The sequence below is a fragment of the Pseudomonas sp. KU26590 genome (assembly GCF_026153515.1).
Classification (GTDB): Bacteria; Pseudomonadota; Gammaproteobacteria; order Pseudomonadales; family Pseudomonadaceae; genus Aquipseudomonas.
The window spans coordinates 4601181-4614934 of sequence record NZ_CP110644.1; the positions used below are offsets into that span (position 1 = coordinate 4601181).

Here is a 13754-nt window from a genome sequence, read left to right on the forward strand (position 1 = left end):
CCGACGCCTTCCCGGCTGAAGCCAGTCCTACAGTTGCACGCGGTCAGTAGGACCGGCTTTAGCCGGGAAGAGGCCCGCGTGCTCGCCATCAGATTTGCGGCGTGATGACCGACGCCTTCCCGGCTAAAGCCAGTCCTCCAGTTGCATGCGGTCAGTAGGACCGGCTTTAGCCGGGAACAGGCCTATCTGCTCGCCATTAAATTTTCGGCGTAAATGCCGACGCCTTCCCGGCTGAAGCCAGTCCTACAGTTGCACGCGGTCAGTAGGACCGGCTTTAGCCGGGAACAGGCCCGCCGATTGCTTGACTAGACCCGCGCCGCAAACAGATCTTGATGATTGCGGCACTGCTCGGCCGTCAGCATGAACACACCGTGGCCGCCACGCTCGAATTCCAGCCAGGCGAAATCCACTTCCGGGTACAGCGCTTCGACGTGAACCTGGCTATTGCCGACTTCCACGATCAACAAACCCTTGTCGTTCAGATGGTCCGCAGCCTGGGCCAGCATGCGCCGCACCAGATTCAAGCCATCGTCACCGCAGGCCAGCGCCAGCTCGGGTTCGTGCTGATATTCGTCGGGCATGTCGGCGAAATCTTCGGCATCGACATACGGCGGGTTGGACACGATCAGGTCAAAACGCTGACCCGGCAGACCGTCGAAACCGTCGCCCTGCACGGTGTACACGCGCTGATCCACGCCATGGCGCTCGATGTTCTGATTCGCCACTTCCAGCGCCTCGAACGACAGATCGGCCAACACCACTTCAGCGTTCTGGAACACGTCGGCGCAGGCGATGCCAATGCAGCCGGAGCCGGTGCAGAGGTCGAGGATGCGTGCCGGCTCGCTGCCCAGCCAGGGTGCGAAACGCTGCTCGATCAGTTCACCGATGGGCGAGCGCGGAATCAGCACGCGTTCGTCGACGATGAATGACATCCCGCAAAACCACGCTTCACCCAGCAGATACGCCGTGGGCACGCGCTCCTCGATGCGTCGCTTGATCAGGCGTTGAACCGCCACCAGCTCTTCTTCTTCAAGGTTGCAGTCCAGGTAACTGTCGGCAATTTCCCACGGCAGATGCAGGGCGCCGAGCACCAACTGACGAGCTTCGTCCCACGCGTTGTCGGTGCCATGACCGAAAAACAGGTCTTCCCCGTGGAAACGGCTGACAGCCCAACGGATATGATCGCGCAGGGTGCGCAGGCGGGAAGTGATCACGGCAGACTCCTTGAAAAAACGACGGGCGATTCTATCAGCCATCCACGCAACAAACGATCCCGCACCCGGCGCGGTGGCCAGGCGCAAAACTTTCCGCAGTCTTTACCTCGTTTTGCAGGCACTATGACAGCAACCGCGACCTGCTCGACGGCATGATGCCCGGCGGAAAAAAGCGAGGTCTGTGAGCATGGCGATTCACAGAATCGCTCTGCCAGTGGACAATGTGGCAAAAGCCCCACTCCAAGGAGCCCTCCCCGATGTCTGTTTCAAACACTGGTCCGAAGACCATGTTTCAACTCAGTGGCCGCGAATACGCGGCGGCCACCTTGAGTAATGCCACCCTGATCATCATCGATGCGCAGAAGGAATACCTCAGCGGCCCCCTCGCCCTGACCGGCGTTCAGGACGCCATCAATAACATCGTCAAACTGGTCGCCGCCGCGCGTGCCGCGAAGTCGCCGATCATTCACGTGCGCCATCTGGGCACCGTAGGCGGCATGTTCGATCCTCAAGGCGAACGTGGGCAATTCGTGCCTGAACTGCAGCCGCAGGATGACGAGATCATCATCGAAAAACGCCTGCCGAACGCGCTGAACGGAACCGTCTCCACCGACGACCGCACTACCCTGCACAGCCTGCTGGAAAGCCGTGGCCGGCTGGATCTGGTGGTGTGCGGTTTCATGAGCCATTCCAGCGTCAGCACCACCGTGCGCGCGGCCAAGGATTACGGGTTTCGCTGCACGCTGGTTGAAGACGCCTGTGCCACCCGCGACCTGCCGACCCCGAGCGGCGTCATCAAGGCCGAGCTGGTACAGCAGGCGGAGATGGCAATCATGAACGACAACTTCGCCAAGCTGGCGCTGACCAAAGACCTGATCTGATTCCTCCCTCGACAGGAGCTGTTGTGACCGAGCTGACTGCGCATGCCCCTTGCGCGGATCATTTTCCGGCAGTTCCTGTAGAAAAGGCGTACAAATGCAGTCGTCAGGCAGGGTCACCTGTTCACCTGACCGCCTATCCGTTATCGACCCATGATGCCCCTGAAACCTGGCCAGGCGGGAACCACCCCACCCTGTGCAGGTCAGAGCGCCGATACCCATAGAGGAAATCGGAATGAAAATATCCGATGGTTTTGATGCCCGTCGCCTGCGCCCAAAAGGCCAGGGCAGCTGGCGGATGCGCATTATTGCTGCGATTTCGGCCGTTCTGGCCACCGCTGGCGTGCTGCTGGCCATGGCCGGCGTCGCCAGTTTGATCGGCAACCCCGTCGCGCTGGGCGAACTCAACGCCAGTCCGGCGGGCGCCGTGGTGACGGTAATTGTCGGTTTCCTGATGCTGTATGTCGGCATCTGGTTCTGGCGCCGCAGTCGTCGCCGTCGTCGTCGTGCCGGCGAACTCAATATGTCTCCCCATCTGATGAAGAAACACGACTGACCTTCGCGTCATCCGCTGCCGTTTAATCATCGAGAGCGCTAATCATCGATAGTCGCGCCGATTCTGGCGTGACGTGGTTAAACTGGCCCCCTTCGCGGAGACCACCATGCAAGACGACGATTTTTCCCTGTTCAGAAGTGAGATTCGCGGCGTAAAGCCGATCAAGACTGAACATGCGGATGTAGGAAAACCCAAAACCGACCGTAAGAACCTGGCCAAATTGCGTCAGGCGGCCACCGTGCGCTCCGATGCGACGATTACCGTTGACGGTTTGTCTGACCAGTTCGTGATCGATGTTGGTCCTGAAGACACGCTGTACTGGGCACGTGACGGGGTGCAGGAAGGCCAGATGCGCAAGCTCAAGCTTGGGCAGATCAGCTTTGAAGGCAGCCTGGACCTGCACGGCATGAGCGTCGAAATGGCGCGCGAAACGATGTGGGAGTTCCTGGCCGAGGCGGCAAAACTGGAGGTGCGTTGCGTGCGCATCACCCACGGCAAGGCCGTGCGGCTGGACGGCAAGCGGCCGATGATCAAGAGCCACGTCAACACGTGGTTGCGTCAGCATCAGCAGGTTCTGGGGTTTGCTTCGTGCATCGCCAAGCATGGCGGGGCAGGTGCGGTGTACGTGATCCTCAAGCGGACCATGATGGAAGGGCGTGACGAGTAAGGCAGGATGCGGGGTGGTCATCCCGCGCGCAGTACCGACAGGAACGCAGATTAACGGACGGCGCAAACCACCTGTAGGAGCGCGCTTGCCCGCGAATAGGAGCGCGCTTGCCCGCGAAGACGTTAGGTCAGTCACCCTGTTTACCCACTGACCCGACCCGTTCGCCAGCAAGCCGGCTCCTACGGATTACGCAGCGTTCATTCGATCAGCTGTCCCGCCAATCGAAGAGCGCCATCACATCAACGCGGACCTGGACCACCGCCACCACCGCCACCACCACCACCACCCTGGCCGCCGCCTTCGTAGTGACCGCCGCCACCGCCGCCACCACCACCGCCGTGGCCGCCACCGCCCGGGCCCCAGAACGGCCAGCATCCGGACATGGCTGACATCACCGCGATGACCATCGCGACTTTCGCTATACGACTCAACATTTCGATTTCTCTCTCAAAGCGGGCTTGTTCACAGGTATTCATCACCTGCTGCTTCTGACAGCACGCGCTTGCGAAACTGCGTCGTGGTTTGGTAATGATCAGGTATCGAAACTGATACGAAGCCACCCACAAAAAGGCCGCGAGGGAGGGTCTTCCCGTCGCGGCCTGTGCTTCATGCGCTCAAACGATCAGTGAAAATCAGCGGCGGTAGTAACCCGGTCCAGGTCCAGGGCCGTAACCGCCCCGCCCGCCATCGTATGGGCCGCCGTCGTAATAACGGTGTTCATGCCAGCCACCGCCGTGGCGGCCCCAACCCGGCCCGAAAAAACACCCCGAAACCGACGACGCCAGGGCAATCACCAGTGCGATTTTCGCGATTCGGCTAACCATCATAAGCACTCTCTTCATCCGGGCATCTGTCACCCGTTACTTCAGACATCAAGCCGACACATTCCGACATATCCCCTCGGTAAAGGTTGGGTAAAGGTCAGTTGACACTGTCACGGCGGCGCCATGCCGCAGCCCTCTCGGCCGCCTGCCGTACCCCTGCGCGTCCAGCTACGCTACTATGTGCGCCTTTGCAGGCCCGCAACCCTGCGTTTTTTGAACCCACACGGAACACACCCCTGTGACTCTGGAACAGAACTACACCGCCATCCTCGGTCAACTCGGCGAAGACGTCTCCCGCGAAGGCCTGCGCGACACCCCGAAACGCGCCGCCAAAGCCATGGAGTACCTTTGCCATGGCTATGAGCAAACCCTCGAAGAAGTCACCAACGGTGCGCTGTTCAGCTCCGACAACAGCGAAATGGTGGTGGTCAAGGACATCGAGCTGTATTCGCTCTGTGAACACCATCTTTTGCCCTTCATCGGCAAGGCCCACGTCGCGTATATCCCGAGCGGCAAAGTGCTGGGCCTGTCCAAGGTCGCGCGCATCGTCGACATGTACGCGCGTCGCCTGCAGATCCAGGAAAACCTCAGCCGCCAGATCGCCGACGCCATTCAGCAGGTCACCGGCGCCCTGGGTGTGGCAGTGGTCATCGAAGCCAAGCACATGTGCATGATGATGCGCGGCGTCGAGAAGCAGAATTCGTCGATGATCACCTCGGTGATGCTGGGTGAATTCCGCGAAAACGCCGCGACCCGCAGCGAATTTCTCAGCCTGATCAAGTGATCACGGCGTCCTGAAGGTCGCAGCATCAGGCTGCGGCTGTCTGGCGGTTCGTGCCGCCGAGTGAGGTTTTAGCGTGTTGATGAAAGCAGTGAGAGTCGGTCTCGGCCAGCTCGTGATCGCGGGCGATTTCCTGACCCGGCCGAGCAAGAAGAAGCGTTCTCCCGAGGCTCAGGCTGCCGTCGATGCGTCGGCGAAAGCGCTGACGCTGTATCAGTTTCACGCCTGCCCGTTCTGCGTGAAAACCCGCCGGGCGCTGCGCCGATTGAATGTGCCCGTGGCCCTTCGTGACGCGAAGAACAACGAGCCGGATCGTCAGGCACTGCTCAGTGGCGGCGGCCGTATCAAAGTGCCGTGCCTGCGGATTGAGGAAGAAGGCCAGACGGTGTGGATGTATGAATCGAAGGTGATCGTTGATTACCTGGAGAGCCGCTTCTCCTCAATGTGAATCACATCACCTGTAGGAGCGCGCTTGCCCGCGAAACATATCAGCTGCGACATCCACGCGCCTGACCCACCGCATTCGCCAGCAAGCCGGCTCCCACAGAATACGTGTACGCCGAAGATTCCGGATGGTGTCGAGAACGATTGTGCACACGCCACAGGCCTCAGGTATTGCCGGGATTTACCTGAGCCGGCTTGCTGGCGAACCTGTTCTACCGGTCAACATTGGCATCGCTGACCCACCGCATTCGCGAGCAAGCGCGCTCCTACAGAGGGCTTGCCTTTACTTCGGGCAGCCTTCGTCGCGACAGGCCGCGTACGCCTTCAACTGCTCAACCCGCACTTTGGTCTGCGCTGACAGGCATTGCGCCTGAGCCAGCGGCCACATGCTCCCGCCCTCCTCCCGCTTACCGGCCTGATACTGGCAATCGGCGTCACGAAACGCGATCCACTTCTTCTGCGCATCCTGCAGCGCTTTCTTGCGCGCCGGCGTCTTCAGGTAGCCCATCTGCGCGTTGTATTGGGTGTTCAATTCGGCGTCCAGCGCCTTGTATTCCTGGCTAGCGCACTGGTTCATCGACGCCTGATTGGCGTCGCAGTCCTGCGCTTGGGCCGAGCAGCCGATGCCCAGCGCCATCAGCATTCCCACCACGATCATCCTGTACTGCATGTCTCATCTCCTTTTGTATTAGGAACGCCGAACTTCAATCCAGCATGCCGACGTAGCCTGGTTGCTCCTTGACCCGCGCGAGCCAGGCTTGAATCGCCGGGAACTGCGCCAGGTCGAAGCCGCCCTGATCGGCCACGTGGGTGTAGGCGTACAGCGCGATGTCGGCGATGGAGAAACTGTCGCCCACCAGAAACGGCGTGCGCAGCAACTGTTGCTCCATGACTTTCAGCGCTTTGTTACCGCGCCGGTGCAGCGAGTGGTATTCCTCCATCCGCTCCTCTGGCATCCCCAGATAAAACTGAATGAAGCGCGCCACCGCCAGGGTCGGCTCATGGCTGTACTGCTCGAAGAACTGCCACTGCAGCATCTGCGTGCGCAGGCGCGGCTCGGTCAGCAGGTAAGGCGTGCCTTCGGCGAGGAAGTTGAGAATCGCGTTGGACTCCCACAGGCAGGTGCCGTCTTCGAGCTCAAGCACCGGAACCTTGCCGTTGGGGTTCTTCGCCAGAAACGCCTCGGTTTCGGTCTCGCCCTTGAGGATGTCTACCGGCACCCACTCATATTCCGCGCCGACCAGGTTGAGCATCAGCTTGATCTTGTAGCAGTTGCCCGAGTTGTAATCGCCGTAAACCTTGTACATCAGCCCTCTCCCCTCAATCGTGTGCAGTCAGTCGTGCCGGTCGTGCGTGTGCGTAATGTATCAGGCCGCCTGTGAAAGCTGTGTTTGCCGAATAACGGCGGCCAGTCGTTTCAAACCTTCGTCCAGGCGCTCGGGGTCGATGTGACTGAAGTTCAGCCGCAGATAACCCGGGTTGGCGTCCGGATCGGCAAAGAACGGCTCGCCCGGCATGAACGCCACGTTCTGCGCCAGCGCGCTGTCGAGCAACGTGCGGGTGTCGAGCTTGTCCTTGAGGGTCAGCCAGAAAAACAGGCCGCCCTGGGGGCTGTTCCATTCCGCCAGGTCCACGAAGTGCCGCTGCAACGCGGCTTCAAACGCATCCCGACGGGTGCGATAGAAGCTGCGCAACTCCAGCAGATGCTGCTCGTAATGCTCGCTGCCGATCCACTGCAACGCCTGCCATTGACCCACGCGGTTGGTGTGCAGATCCGCCGATTGCTTGAGCTTGAGCAGATGCGGAAACAGGTCCGGCGTGGCGATCAGGTAACCCACGCGTAAGCCCGGCATCAGGGTTTTCGACACGGTGCCGGTGTAGATCCAGCTGGCTTTTTTCAGGCGGCTGACGATGGGCCGGGCGCTGCCGCCGTCGAACGTCAGCTCGCGGTACGGCTCGTCTTCGATCAGGGTGACGCCGAATTCATCGAGCAACGCCGCCACCGCATCCCGCGCAGTTTCGCTGTAGCGCACCGCCGACGGATTCTGGAACGTGGGAATCAGGTACGCGAACGACGGCGAGTGCCGCTCCAGTCGCTGACGCAGCGCTACCAAGTCCGGGCCTTCGGCGAGCAGCGGCACGGTCAGGCAATCGGCGCCGAACAGCTGGAAGATCTGCAGCGCGGCGAGATAGGTCGGCGCCTCGAGGAGGATCTCGGTGCCCTTGTCGATGTACAACTTGGCGGCCAGGTCCAGTGTCTGCTGGGAACCGCTGACGATCATCACCTGACTCGCGTTGCAGTCGATGCCCAACGCCCGCGCCTGAGCGGCCAGCGCCTCACGCAATTGCGGCTCGCCTTCGCTCATGCCGTACTGGCCGATGCTGCGCGGCATGTCAGACCATTCACTCTTCGGCAACATGGCTTCGGCCGGCAATCCGCCCGCGAACGACATCATCTCCGGGCGCTGGGCGGCGGCGAGGATTTCGCGAATCAGTGAACTCTTCAAACGGGTAACGCGTTCGGAAAATGGCATCGGATCACCGCTGGCGGAATGAAAGGGGAATACGTCAAACTGGTTGACCGAAATTACGATGCCGCGCACGGATACGTCAATATGCTTGACCTTAAAAATTCATCCACCCAGCAAATTGCCATGGAAGCGTTTTTCTTCGGCTACCAGGCGTTCACCGCCAAGGCCGATGAAATGCTCGATCGTCGTGGCCTGAGTCGGGTGCATCAGCGCATTGTGTTTTTCATCGCCCGCTATCCGGGCCTGAGCGTGAAGGAACTGCTCGGCAAGCTGGGGGTGAGCAAGCAGGCGCTGAACACGCCGCTGCGCCAGTTAGTCGAGATGGAGCTGGTGCTCAGCGTTGCGCCTGAGGACGACAAACGTAAGCGCCTGCTCGAGCTGACCGCCGAGGGACGCAAATTTGAAGAGTCCCTGCGCCGCGAGCAGGTCAAGCTGCTGCAACGGGTGTTCGCCGAAGCTGGACGCGAAGCGGTGGATGGCTGGATGGCGGTGAATCAGGCGCTGGGCAACACGATGACCCGCGGCTAACCCGCCGGGTTGCAAGCTGCGGCCGAAACTGTGCCGACCATTGCGCCGATGGCTGTATTGCAACGGGTCATGACCACTGCGTATAGGCTGGCAATTCTGTTCAACCGTTGCGCCAAGGATAGACCCGCATGACTGACGTGCCCCTCGCGCCATTGCGACCGCTGACCGACTCTTCGCCCTCCGCCATCGTCGCCGGCTTCATCGCCATGATGACCGGCGTCACCAGTTCGCTGGTGTTGATGTTCCAGGCCGGTCAGGCCGCCGGGCTGACATCGGCGCAGATTTCCTCGTGGATCTGGGCGCTGTTCATGGGCATGGCGGTGTGCAGCATCGGCCTGTCGCTGCGTTATCGCTCGCCCATCACCGTGGCATGGTCGACACCGGGCGCGGCGTTGCTGATCACCAGCCTCGGCGGCGTTGCCTATCCGGAAGCCATCGGCGCATTCATCACCAGCGCGGTGCTGGTGATCATTTGCGGCGTCACCGGCAGCTTCGAACGGCTGGTCAAGCGGCTGCCGACGTCACTGGCAGCGGCACTGCTGGCCGGCATTCTGTTCAAGATCGGCAGCGAAATCTTCGTCGCCGCACAACACCGCACCGGCCTGGTGCTGGGCATGTTTTTCACCTACCTGATCGTCAAACGTTATTCGCCGCGCTATGCCGTGCTGGTGACGTTGCTGGTCGGTGTCGCGCTGTCGGGCATGCTCGGGCTGCTGAACTTCAGCGGCTTCGCCCTGGAAGTGGCGATGCCGGTGTGGACCACGCCTTCGTTTTCCATCGCTGCGACCATCAGCATCGGCATTCCGCTGTTCGTCGTCGCCATGACTTCACAGAACATGCCGGGGGTTGCGGTGTTGCGCGCAGACGGTTATCAAGTGCCCGCCTCGCCCCTGATCACGGCCACCGGCATCATCTCGCTGATCACTGCGCCCTTTGGCGCCCACGGCATCAACCTCGCGGCCATCAGCGCCGCCATCTGCACCGGCCCCCACGCCCACGAAGACCGCGACAAGCGCTACACGGCGGCGATCTGGTGCGGGATTTTCTACGCCATTGCGGGGGTGTTCGGCGCCACGCTGGCGGCACTGTTCGCGGCGTTTCCCCGGGAACTGGTGCTGTCGATTGCCGCCCTGGCGCTGTTCGGCTCCATCATCAACGGCCTGACCGTGGCCATGAACGAACCGAAGGAACGCGAAGCCGCGCTGATCACCTTCATGGTCACCGCGTCGGGGCTGACGTTGTTCTCCATCGGTTCGGCGTTCTGGGGGATTGTCGCGGGGGTGTTGACGCTGCTGATTCTCAACTATCGCAAATGAGCGCTCGCGGCATGCCACCTCTGTAGGAGCGCGCTTGCCCGCGAATTCAATCTACCTGCTGCATCAATGTCAGCTGACTCACCGCAAATCGCGGGCATGCCACTCTTCTGTAGGAGCGCGCTTGCCCGCGAAAGCGATCTGCCTGCTGCATCGTTGTCGGCTGACTCACCGCAATCGCGGGCAAGCCACTCTTCTGTAGGAGCGCGCTTGCCCGCGAACGCGATCTGCCTGCTGCATCGATGTCGGCTGACTCTCCGCAATAGCGGGCATGCCACTCTTCTGTAGGAGCGCGCTTGCCCGCGAACGCGATCTGCCTGCTGCATCAATGTCAGCTGACTCACCGCAATCGCGGGCAAGCCACTCTTCTGTAGGAGCGCGCTTGCCCGCGAACGCGATCTGCCTGCTGCATCGATGTCGGCTGACTCTCCGCAATAGCGGGCATGCCACTCTTCTGTAGGAGCGCGCTTGCCCGCGATTGCAATCTACCTGCTGCATCAATGTCAGCTGACTCACCGCAAATCGCGGGCATGCCACTCTTCTGTAGGAGCGCGCTTGCCCGCGATTGCAATCTACCCGCTGCATCGATGTCAGCTGACTCACCGCAAATCGCGGGCAAGCGCGCTCCTACAAGTTTGCGTCGGATCAGGTGTCTACCACGCCTGAAGTTACAACCTGAAATGCCCCACCATGCCTTTCAATTCCAACCCCAGCGACGCCAGCTCGATGCTTGAAGCCGCATTGCCCTGCATCGCCAGCGCGGATTGATCGGCGCTAGCGCGAATGCTGGTGACGCTGCGGTTGATCTCTTCCGCCACCGAACTCTGCTCTTCGGCCGCTGCGGCAATCTGCTGGTTCATCTGCTGAATCATCGACACGGCCGCGGCAATGCTGCCCAGCGCGCTCTCGGTTTGCAGCGCATCGCTCACGGCCAGTTTGACCAGCTCGCCACTGCTCTGAATCTGCGCCACTGAAGCCTGGGCACCGCTTTGCAGACGGGTGACCAGCCGCTCGATTTCTTCGGTGGACTGTTGCGTGCGTTTGGCCAGCGCGCGGACTTCATCGGCCACCACCGCAAAGCCTCTGCCCTGCTCCCCCGCCCGCGCCGCTTCGATGGCGGCGTTCAGTGCCAGCAGGTTGGTCTGCTCGGCAACGCTTTTGATCACACCGAGCACTGTGCCGATGTTGTGGATTTCCGCGCTGAGGGCGTCGATCGAATCGCTGGCAGAACGGGACGACGAGGCCAGCTGTTCGATCCGCTGCATGCTCTGGCGCACCACGGCCTGGCCCGAGTCGACCTTGTTGTCGGCGGTCTGTGCGGCGAGTGCCGCCTCTTCGGCGTTGCGTGCAACGTCGTGAACGGTGGCGGTCATCTGGTTCATCGCCGTCGCCACCTGCTCGGTTTCTTCCTTCTGGCTGCTGACTTCCAGATTGGTCTGCTCGGTCACGGCCGACAGGGAATGGGCGGACGTCGCCAACTGCTCGATGCCCGCCTGCAGCCCGCTGACGATGGTGCTCAAGCCCGCGCCCATCTGCTGCATCGCCTGCATTAACTGGCCGATTTCGTCCTTGCGCGTGACACTGACGTGCCGGCTCAGGTCGCCGGCCGCAATGCGCTGGGCCGTGGCAATCACGCTGCGCAGCGGCGCGACGATCAGGCGTGTCATCACCAGCGCCGCGATCAGCCCGACCACCAGCGCCAGCACGGAAGAGCCGATGATCATCATCGAGTTGGCCTGCAACTCGCTCTGCATCGACTGGCCCTCCGCGTCATAGGCCTGATTGACCTGCTGCACCACGGCTTTGGCGTTGCCCGCCAGTTGTTGCGAGACCTTCGCTTCCGACTCCAGCAGCCCGGTGTATTCGTTGAGCTTGTCGCTGAAATTACTGATGTGCCCGCCGACCTCGGTCAGCACCGTGAGGTAACCGGCGTCCTTGATCACGCCCTTGAGCGTCTCGGCCAGCTCCTGCGCCTGCACCGCCTGCTCGATCTTGCCGGTCTTGACCTCCTCGCCCGAGCCCGTCTTGCGGCTCTTGTCGAGGCGCACCCGGGCCTCGTCCATGGCTTGCATCATCAGTTTGGCAACCTGGCTGACCTGAGCGGCCTGCTCGATGAACTCCGCACCCTGCTGGCCCTGGGAATCTTTCAGCGTGTAGGCACCATCATCGGCCAGCCCCGCCTGCAACACGTCAAGGTTATTGGCGACGCTCGACACCGACCAACTGGCCATTTCCAGCGCCAAGTCCTTGCTCTGACTGATGCTGACGAATTCGTCGAAGGACGCACGATAGGCCGCCAGCGCCTGCTGCACCTGGCCCATCACCTGCTCGTTGATCGGCGCGTCGGCTTTGAGCTGCTGCGCCTGGGCATTCAGGCCGTCGAGCCCGGCGTGAACCTGATCGACCACCTTCGGATCGCCGTGCAAGGCGTAATCCTGCTCCAGCAGCCGCACGCGGGCCACTTCACTGTTGAGCGCGGTCATCGCCTTCAGGCTGTCGAAATGCGCGCTGATGGAACGCAACGACCAGACCCCGATGGCCGCGACCAGCGCCGTCAACAGCAGCACCAGCACGAACCCGATGCCCAGCTTCTTGGCCATCCCCAGATTGGCGAAACGCGTCTTCACGGCCGACATCATCAGTTTCCGCTCCACAGCTTGAGGGCGCACATGGCAAGGCCATCCGCGCGCGGCCATTCAATATCCGTGAAGATTCGCAATGCCCACGTGGCAAAACAAGGTGTTGACGTCGGAATGATGGCAAATAGCTAGATCGAAGTCGCTTCCAGAACGGTCATCGTCGTACTAGCGCGTGGCCGCAGCCACCGTCAGCGTGCCCGCCTCGGTATCCAGCACCGCGCGACTGCCCAAGGCCACCGCCAGATTGCGGTCACCGTGGCCAATGGACAGACCGCCCAAGACCGGAATGCCCAGCTCGCCCAAGCGCTCGATCAAGACATCGGGCGGCCGGATCGGATTATTGCCGTGACCGGGCTCGCTGAACTGACCCAACGCGATGCCACCGAGCCGCTGGAGAATCCCGCAATTGAGCAGGTGAGTGAGATTGCGGTCAACCCGATACGCCAGCTCGCCGACGTCTTCGAGCAACAGAATCGCGCCTTCCAGATCCGGCATGAACGGCGTGCCGATGCAGGTGCTCAGCATGCTTAAGTTACCGCCGAGCAACACGCCCTCGACAGCCCCCGACGTGCGCACGCTGAAGGTGGGCTCTGATGGATCGGCATGGATGATGGAAGGCTCGTTGCTCATCAATGCATGCTTGAGCGTGCTGGCAAAGATGCCGCCCTTCTCAAGCTGCGCGGCGACTGGGCCGTGAACCGTGGCGAGGCCTGTGTGGGTCCAGAGTGCGGCGTGCAAGGCGGTGATGTCCGAGAAACCGACCACCAGCTTCGGGTCGCGAAGCACGGCGTCGTAATCGAGTTGCCCGAGGATGCGTTGAACGCCGTAGCCGCCACGGTTGCACAGCACGGCGCGGATCTCGGGGTCGGCCAGGGCGTCGTTCAGGTCGGAAATGCGATTGGCGTCGCTGCCTGCAAGGAACCCAATGTTGTCCAGTGCGTGGGGGTAGACGCGGGGGCGTAATCCCCAGGCGGTGAGTTCACGCACGGCTGCCTCGACCCGGGCTTCGGCGACCGGGCCGGCTGGGGACACCAGCGCCACGGCGTCGCCGGCGCGAAGGACTTGTGGGTGGAGGGTTGGGCGGGAGGCAGGCATTTTTGACGGCTCGGCGGGTGTTTGGTGATGGTGCAATGTAGAGCAGTGGGGGGAGTGAATCTAGTGGGGGGTGGTGATGTGCGGGACAGGATTGACTGGGGACGTGGTTGCGAATTTGAGCGCGCGCTGTAGTGAATTTTGAGAAATTGAAGCTGCGCGCCATGTATTAAAAATTGCGACAAACAGCTTTATTGCGGAGGTTATCGATGGAGTGGCTGACGCTCTCTACACTCGCCTGCTCGACTGACAGTTGGTAGAGACTAACGCCTCATAGCTGCTTGGCC

The 13754-nt window shown here is 61.5% G+C and carries 15 protein-coding genes and 1 pseudogene; 7 read left to right on the top strand and 9 right to left on the bottom strand.

All coding sequences use genetic code 11. The annotated features are described in order from the left end of the window. Nucleotides 1–305 precede the first annotated feature (305 nt). Nucleotides 306–1214, bottom strand: coding sequence for a 50S ribosomal protein L3 N(5)-glutamine methyltransferase (prmB, locus tag OKW98_RS20485; protein ID WP_265386407.1), 909 nt, complete (start codon nucleotides 1212–1214; stop codon nucleotides 306–308). 257 nt (nucleotides 1215–1471) lie between these two features. Between prmB and OKW98_RS20490 the strand changes: the two genes are divergently transcribed. The 3 genes from OKW98_RS20490 (at nucleotide 1472) to OKW98_RS20500 (ending at nucleotide 3315) form a co-directional block, all read left to right on the top strand. Then, nucleotides 1472–2095 (top strand): cysteine hydrolase family protein, encoded by a 624-nt coding sequence (locus tag OKW98_RS20490; protein WP_265386408.1) that lies wholly within the window; start codon nucleotides 1472–1474, stop codon nucleotides 2093–2095. Nucleotides 2096–2327: 232 nt separating this feature from the next. Beyond that, a complete protein-coding gene (locus OKW98_RS20495) occupies nucleotides 2328–2648 on the top strand; it encodes a hypothetical protein (protein ID WP_265386409.1) in 321 nt (106 codons plus the stop codon). A gap of 106 nt (nucleotides 2649–2754) precedes the next feature. Further along, on the top strand, nucleotides 2755–3315 hold the full coding sequence (locus tag OKW98_RS20500; RefSeq protein ID WP_065989376.1) for a Smr/MutS family protein: 561 nt from the start codon (nucleotides 2755–2757) through the stop codon (nucleotides 3313–3315). 239 nt (nucleotides 3316–3554) lie between these two features. Here the strand turns inward: OKW98_RS20500 and OKW98_RS20505 are convergent, their stop codons facing one another. Continuing rightward, the gene (locus OKW98_RS20505; protein WP_265386410.1) at nucleotides 3555–3749 is read right to left on the bottom strand and encodes a hypothetical protein; all 195 of its coding nucleotides are present in this window, start codon (nucleotides 3747–3749) and stop codon (nucleotides 3555–3557) included. 198 nt (nucleotides 3750–3947) lie between these two features. Then, nucleotides 3948–4142, bottom strand: a complete 195-nt coding sequence (locus tag OKW98_RS20510) for a hypothetical protein (protein ID WP_410929511.1) — start codon at nucleotides 4140–4142, stop codon at nucleotides 3948–3950. A gap of 235 nt (nucleotides 4143–4377) precedes the next feature. On the opposite strand from OKW98_RS20510, the gene folE reads away from it, so the two are divergent. Both folE and OKW98_RS20520 read left to right on the top strand, forming a co-directional pair. After that, nucleotides 4378–4923, top strand: a complete 546-nt coding sequence (gene folE, locus OKW98_RS20515; protein ID WP_265386411.1) for a GTP cyclohydrolase I FolE — start codon at nucleotides 4378–4380, stop codon at nucleotides 4921–4923. A gap of 79 nt (nucleotides 4924–5002) precedes the next feature. Then, on the top strand, nucleotides 5003–5368 hold the full coding sequence (locus OKW98_RS20520) for a glutaredoxin family protein (protein ID WP_265386412.1): 366 nt from the start codon (nucleotides 5003–5005) through the stop codon (nucleotides 5366–5368). Nucleotides 5369–5647: 279 nt separating this feature from the next. Here the strand turns inward: OKW98_RS20520 and OKW98_RS20525 are convergent, their stop codons facing one another. Genes OKW98_RS20525 through OKW98_RS20535 form a run of 3 tightly spaced genes read right to left on the bottom strand, consistent with a single transcriptional unit; the run spans nucleotide 5648 to nucleotide 7898 of the window. Beyond that, nucleotides 5648–6034, bottom strand: coding sequence for a lysozyme inhibitor LprI family protein (locus tag OKW98_RS20525; RefSeq protein ID WP_265386413.1), 387 nt, complete (start codon nucleotides 6032–6034; stop codon nucleotides 5648–5650). Nucleotides 6035–6068: 34 nt separating this feature from the next. Beyond that, entirely contained in the window at nucleotides 6069–6671 is a 603-nt protein-coding gene (locus tag OKW98_RS20530) for a glutathione S-transferase family protein (protein WP_265386414.1), read from the bottom strand. Between the two features lie 60 nt (nucleotides 6672–6731). Then, the gene (locus OKW98_RS20535) at nucleotides 6732–7898 is read right to left on the bottom strand and encodes a PLP-dependent aminotransferase family protein (protein WP_265386415.1); all 1167 of its coding nucleotides are present in this window, start codon (nucleotides 7896–7898) and stop codon (nucleotides 6732–6734) included. An 81-nt stretch (nucleotides 7899–7979) separates the two neighbouring features. Between OKW98_RS20535 and OKW98_RS20540 the strand changes: the two genes are divergently transcribed. Both OKW98_RS20540 and OKW98_RS20545 read left to right on the top strand, forming a co-directional pair. Beyond that, a complete protein-coding gene (locus OKW98_RS20540) occupies nucleotides 7980–8423 on the top strand; it encodes a MarR family transcriptional regulator (protein WP_265386416.1) in 444 nt (147 codons plus the stop codon). 128 nt (nucleotides 8424–8551) lie between these two features. Next, complete coding sequence (locus OKW98_RS20545; RefSeq protein ID WP_265386417.1) at nucleotides 8552–9739, top strand: benzoate/H(+) symporter BenE family transporter; 1188 nt, start codon at nucleotides 8552–8554, stop codon at nucleotides 9737–9739. Nucleotides 9740–10404: 665 nt separating this feature from the next. Here the strand turns inward: OKW98_RS20545 and OKW98_RS27645 are convergent. The 3 genes and pseudogenes from OKW98_RS27645 to OKW98_RS20555 all read right to left on the bottom strand — a co-directional run bounded on the left by OKW98_RS27645 (nucleotide 10405) and on the right by OKW98_RS20555 (nucleotide 13470). Further along, nucleotides 10405–11286 carry a methyl-accepting chemotaxis protein gene (locus OKW98_RS27645; RefSeq protein WP_416148525.1) on the bottom strand — a complete coding sequence of 294 codons (882 nt, stop codon included), beginning with the start codon at nucleotides 11284–11286 and terminating at the stop codon, nucleotides 10405–10407. A gap of 27 nt (nucleotides 11287–11313) precedes the next feature. Then, a pseudogene (locus OKW98_RS27650) lies at nucleotides 11314–12432 on the bottom strand (HAMP domain-containing protein); the annotation flags it as partial. A 108-nt stretch (nucleotides 12433–12540) separates the two neighbouring features. Continuing rightward, nucleotides 12541–13470 (bottom strand): S66 peptidase family protein, encoded by a 930-nt coding sequence (locus OKW98_RS20555; RefSeq protein WP_265386419.1) that lies wholly within the window; start codon nucleotides 13468–13470, stop codon nucleotides 12541–12543. Between the last annotated feature and the right edge of the window lie 284 nt (nucleotides 13471–13754).

What these genes read in the sequence shown, in the direction of transcription:
- OKW98_RS20490 (WP_265386408.1), top strand. Translation starts at nt 1,472, where the DNA reads ATGTCTGTTTCAAACACTGGTCCGAAGACCATGTTTCAACTCAGTGGC.
- OKW98_RS20495 (WP_265386409.1), top strand. Translation starts at nt 2,328, where the DNA reads ATGAAAATATCCGATGGTTTTGATGCCCGTCGCCTGCGCCCAAAAGGC.
- OKW98_RS20500 (WP_065989376.1), top strand. Translation starts at nt 2,755, where the DNA reads ATGCAAGACGACGATTTTTCCCTGTTCAGAAGTGAGATTCGCGGCGTA.
- OKW98_RS20505 (WP_265386410.1), bottom strand. Translation starts at nt 3,749, where the DNA reads ATGTTGAGTCGTATAGCGAAAGTCGCGATGGTCATCGCGGTGATGTCA.
- OKW98_RS20510 (WP_410929511.1), bottom strand. Translation starts at nt 4,142, where the DNA reads ATGATGGTTAGCCGAATCGCGAAAATCGCACTGGTGATTGCCCTGGCG.
- OKW98_RS20520 (WP_265386412.1), top strand. Translation starts at nt 5,003, where the DNA reads ATGAAAGCAGTGAGAGTCGGTCTCGGCCAGCTCGTGATCGCGGGCGAT.
- OKW98_RS20525 (WP_265386413.1), bottom strand. Translation starts at nt 6,034, where the DNA reads ATGCAGTACAGGATGATCGTGGTGGGAATGCTGATGGCGCTGGGCATC.
- OKW98_RS20530 (WP_265386414.1), bottom strand. Translation starts at nt 6,671, where the DNA reads ATGTACAAGGTTTACGGCGATTACAACTCGGGCAACTGCTACAAGATC.
- OKW98_RS20535 (WP_265386415.1), bottom strand. Translation starts at nt 7,898, where the DNA reads ATGCCATTTTCCGAACGCGTTACCCGTTTGAAGAGTTCACTGATTCGC.
- OKW98_RS20540 (WP_265386416.1), top strand. Translation starts at nt 7,980, where the DNA reads ATGCTTGACCTTAAAAATTCATCCACCCAGCAAATTGCCATGGAAGCG.
- OKW98_RS20545 (WP_265386417.1), top strand. Translation starts at nt 8,552, where the DNA reads ATGACTGACGTGCCCCTCGCGCCATTGCGACCGCTGACCGACTCTTCG.
- OKW98_RS27645 (WP_416148525.1), bottom strand. Translation starts at nt 11,286, where the DNA reads ATGCAGGCGATGCAGCAGATGGGCGCGGGCTTGAGCACCATCGTCAGC.
- OKW98_RS20555 (WP_265386419.1), bottom strand. Translation starts at nt 13,470, where the DNA reads ATGCCTGCCTCCCGCCCAACCCTCCACCCACAAGTCCTTCGCGCCGGC.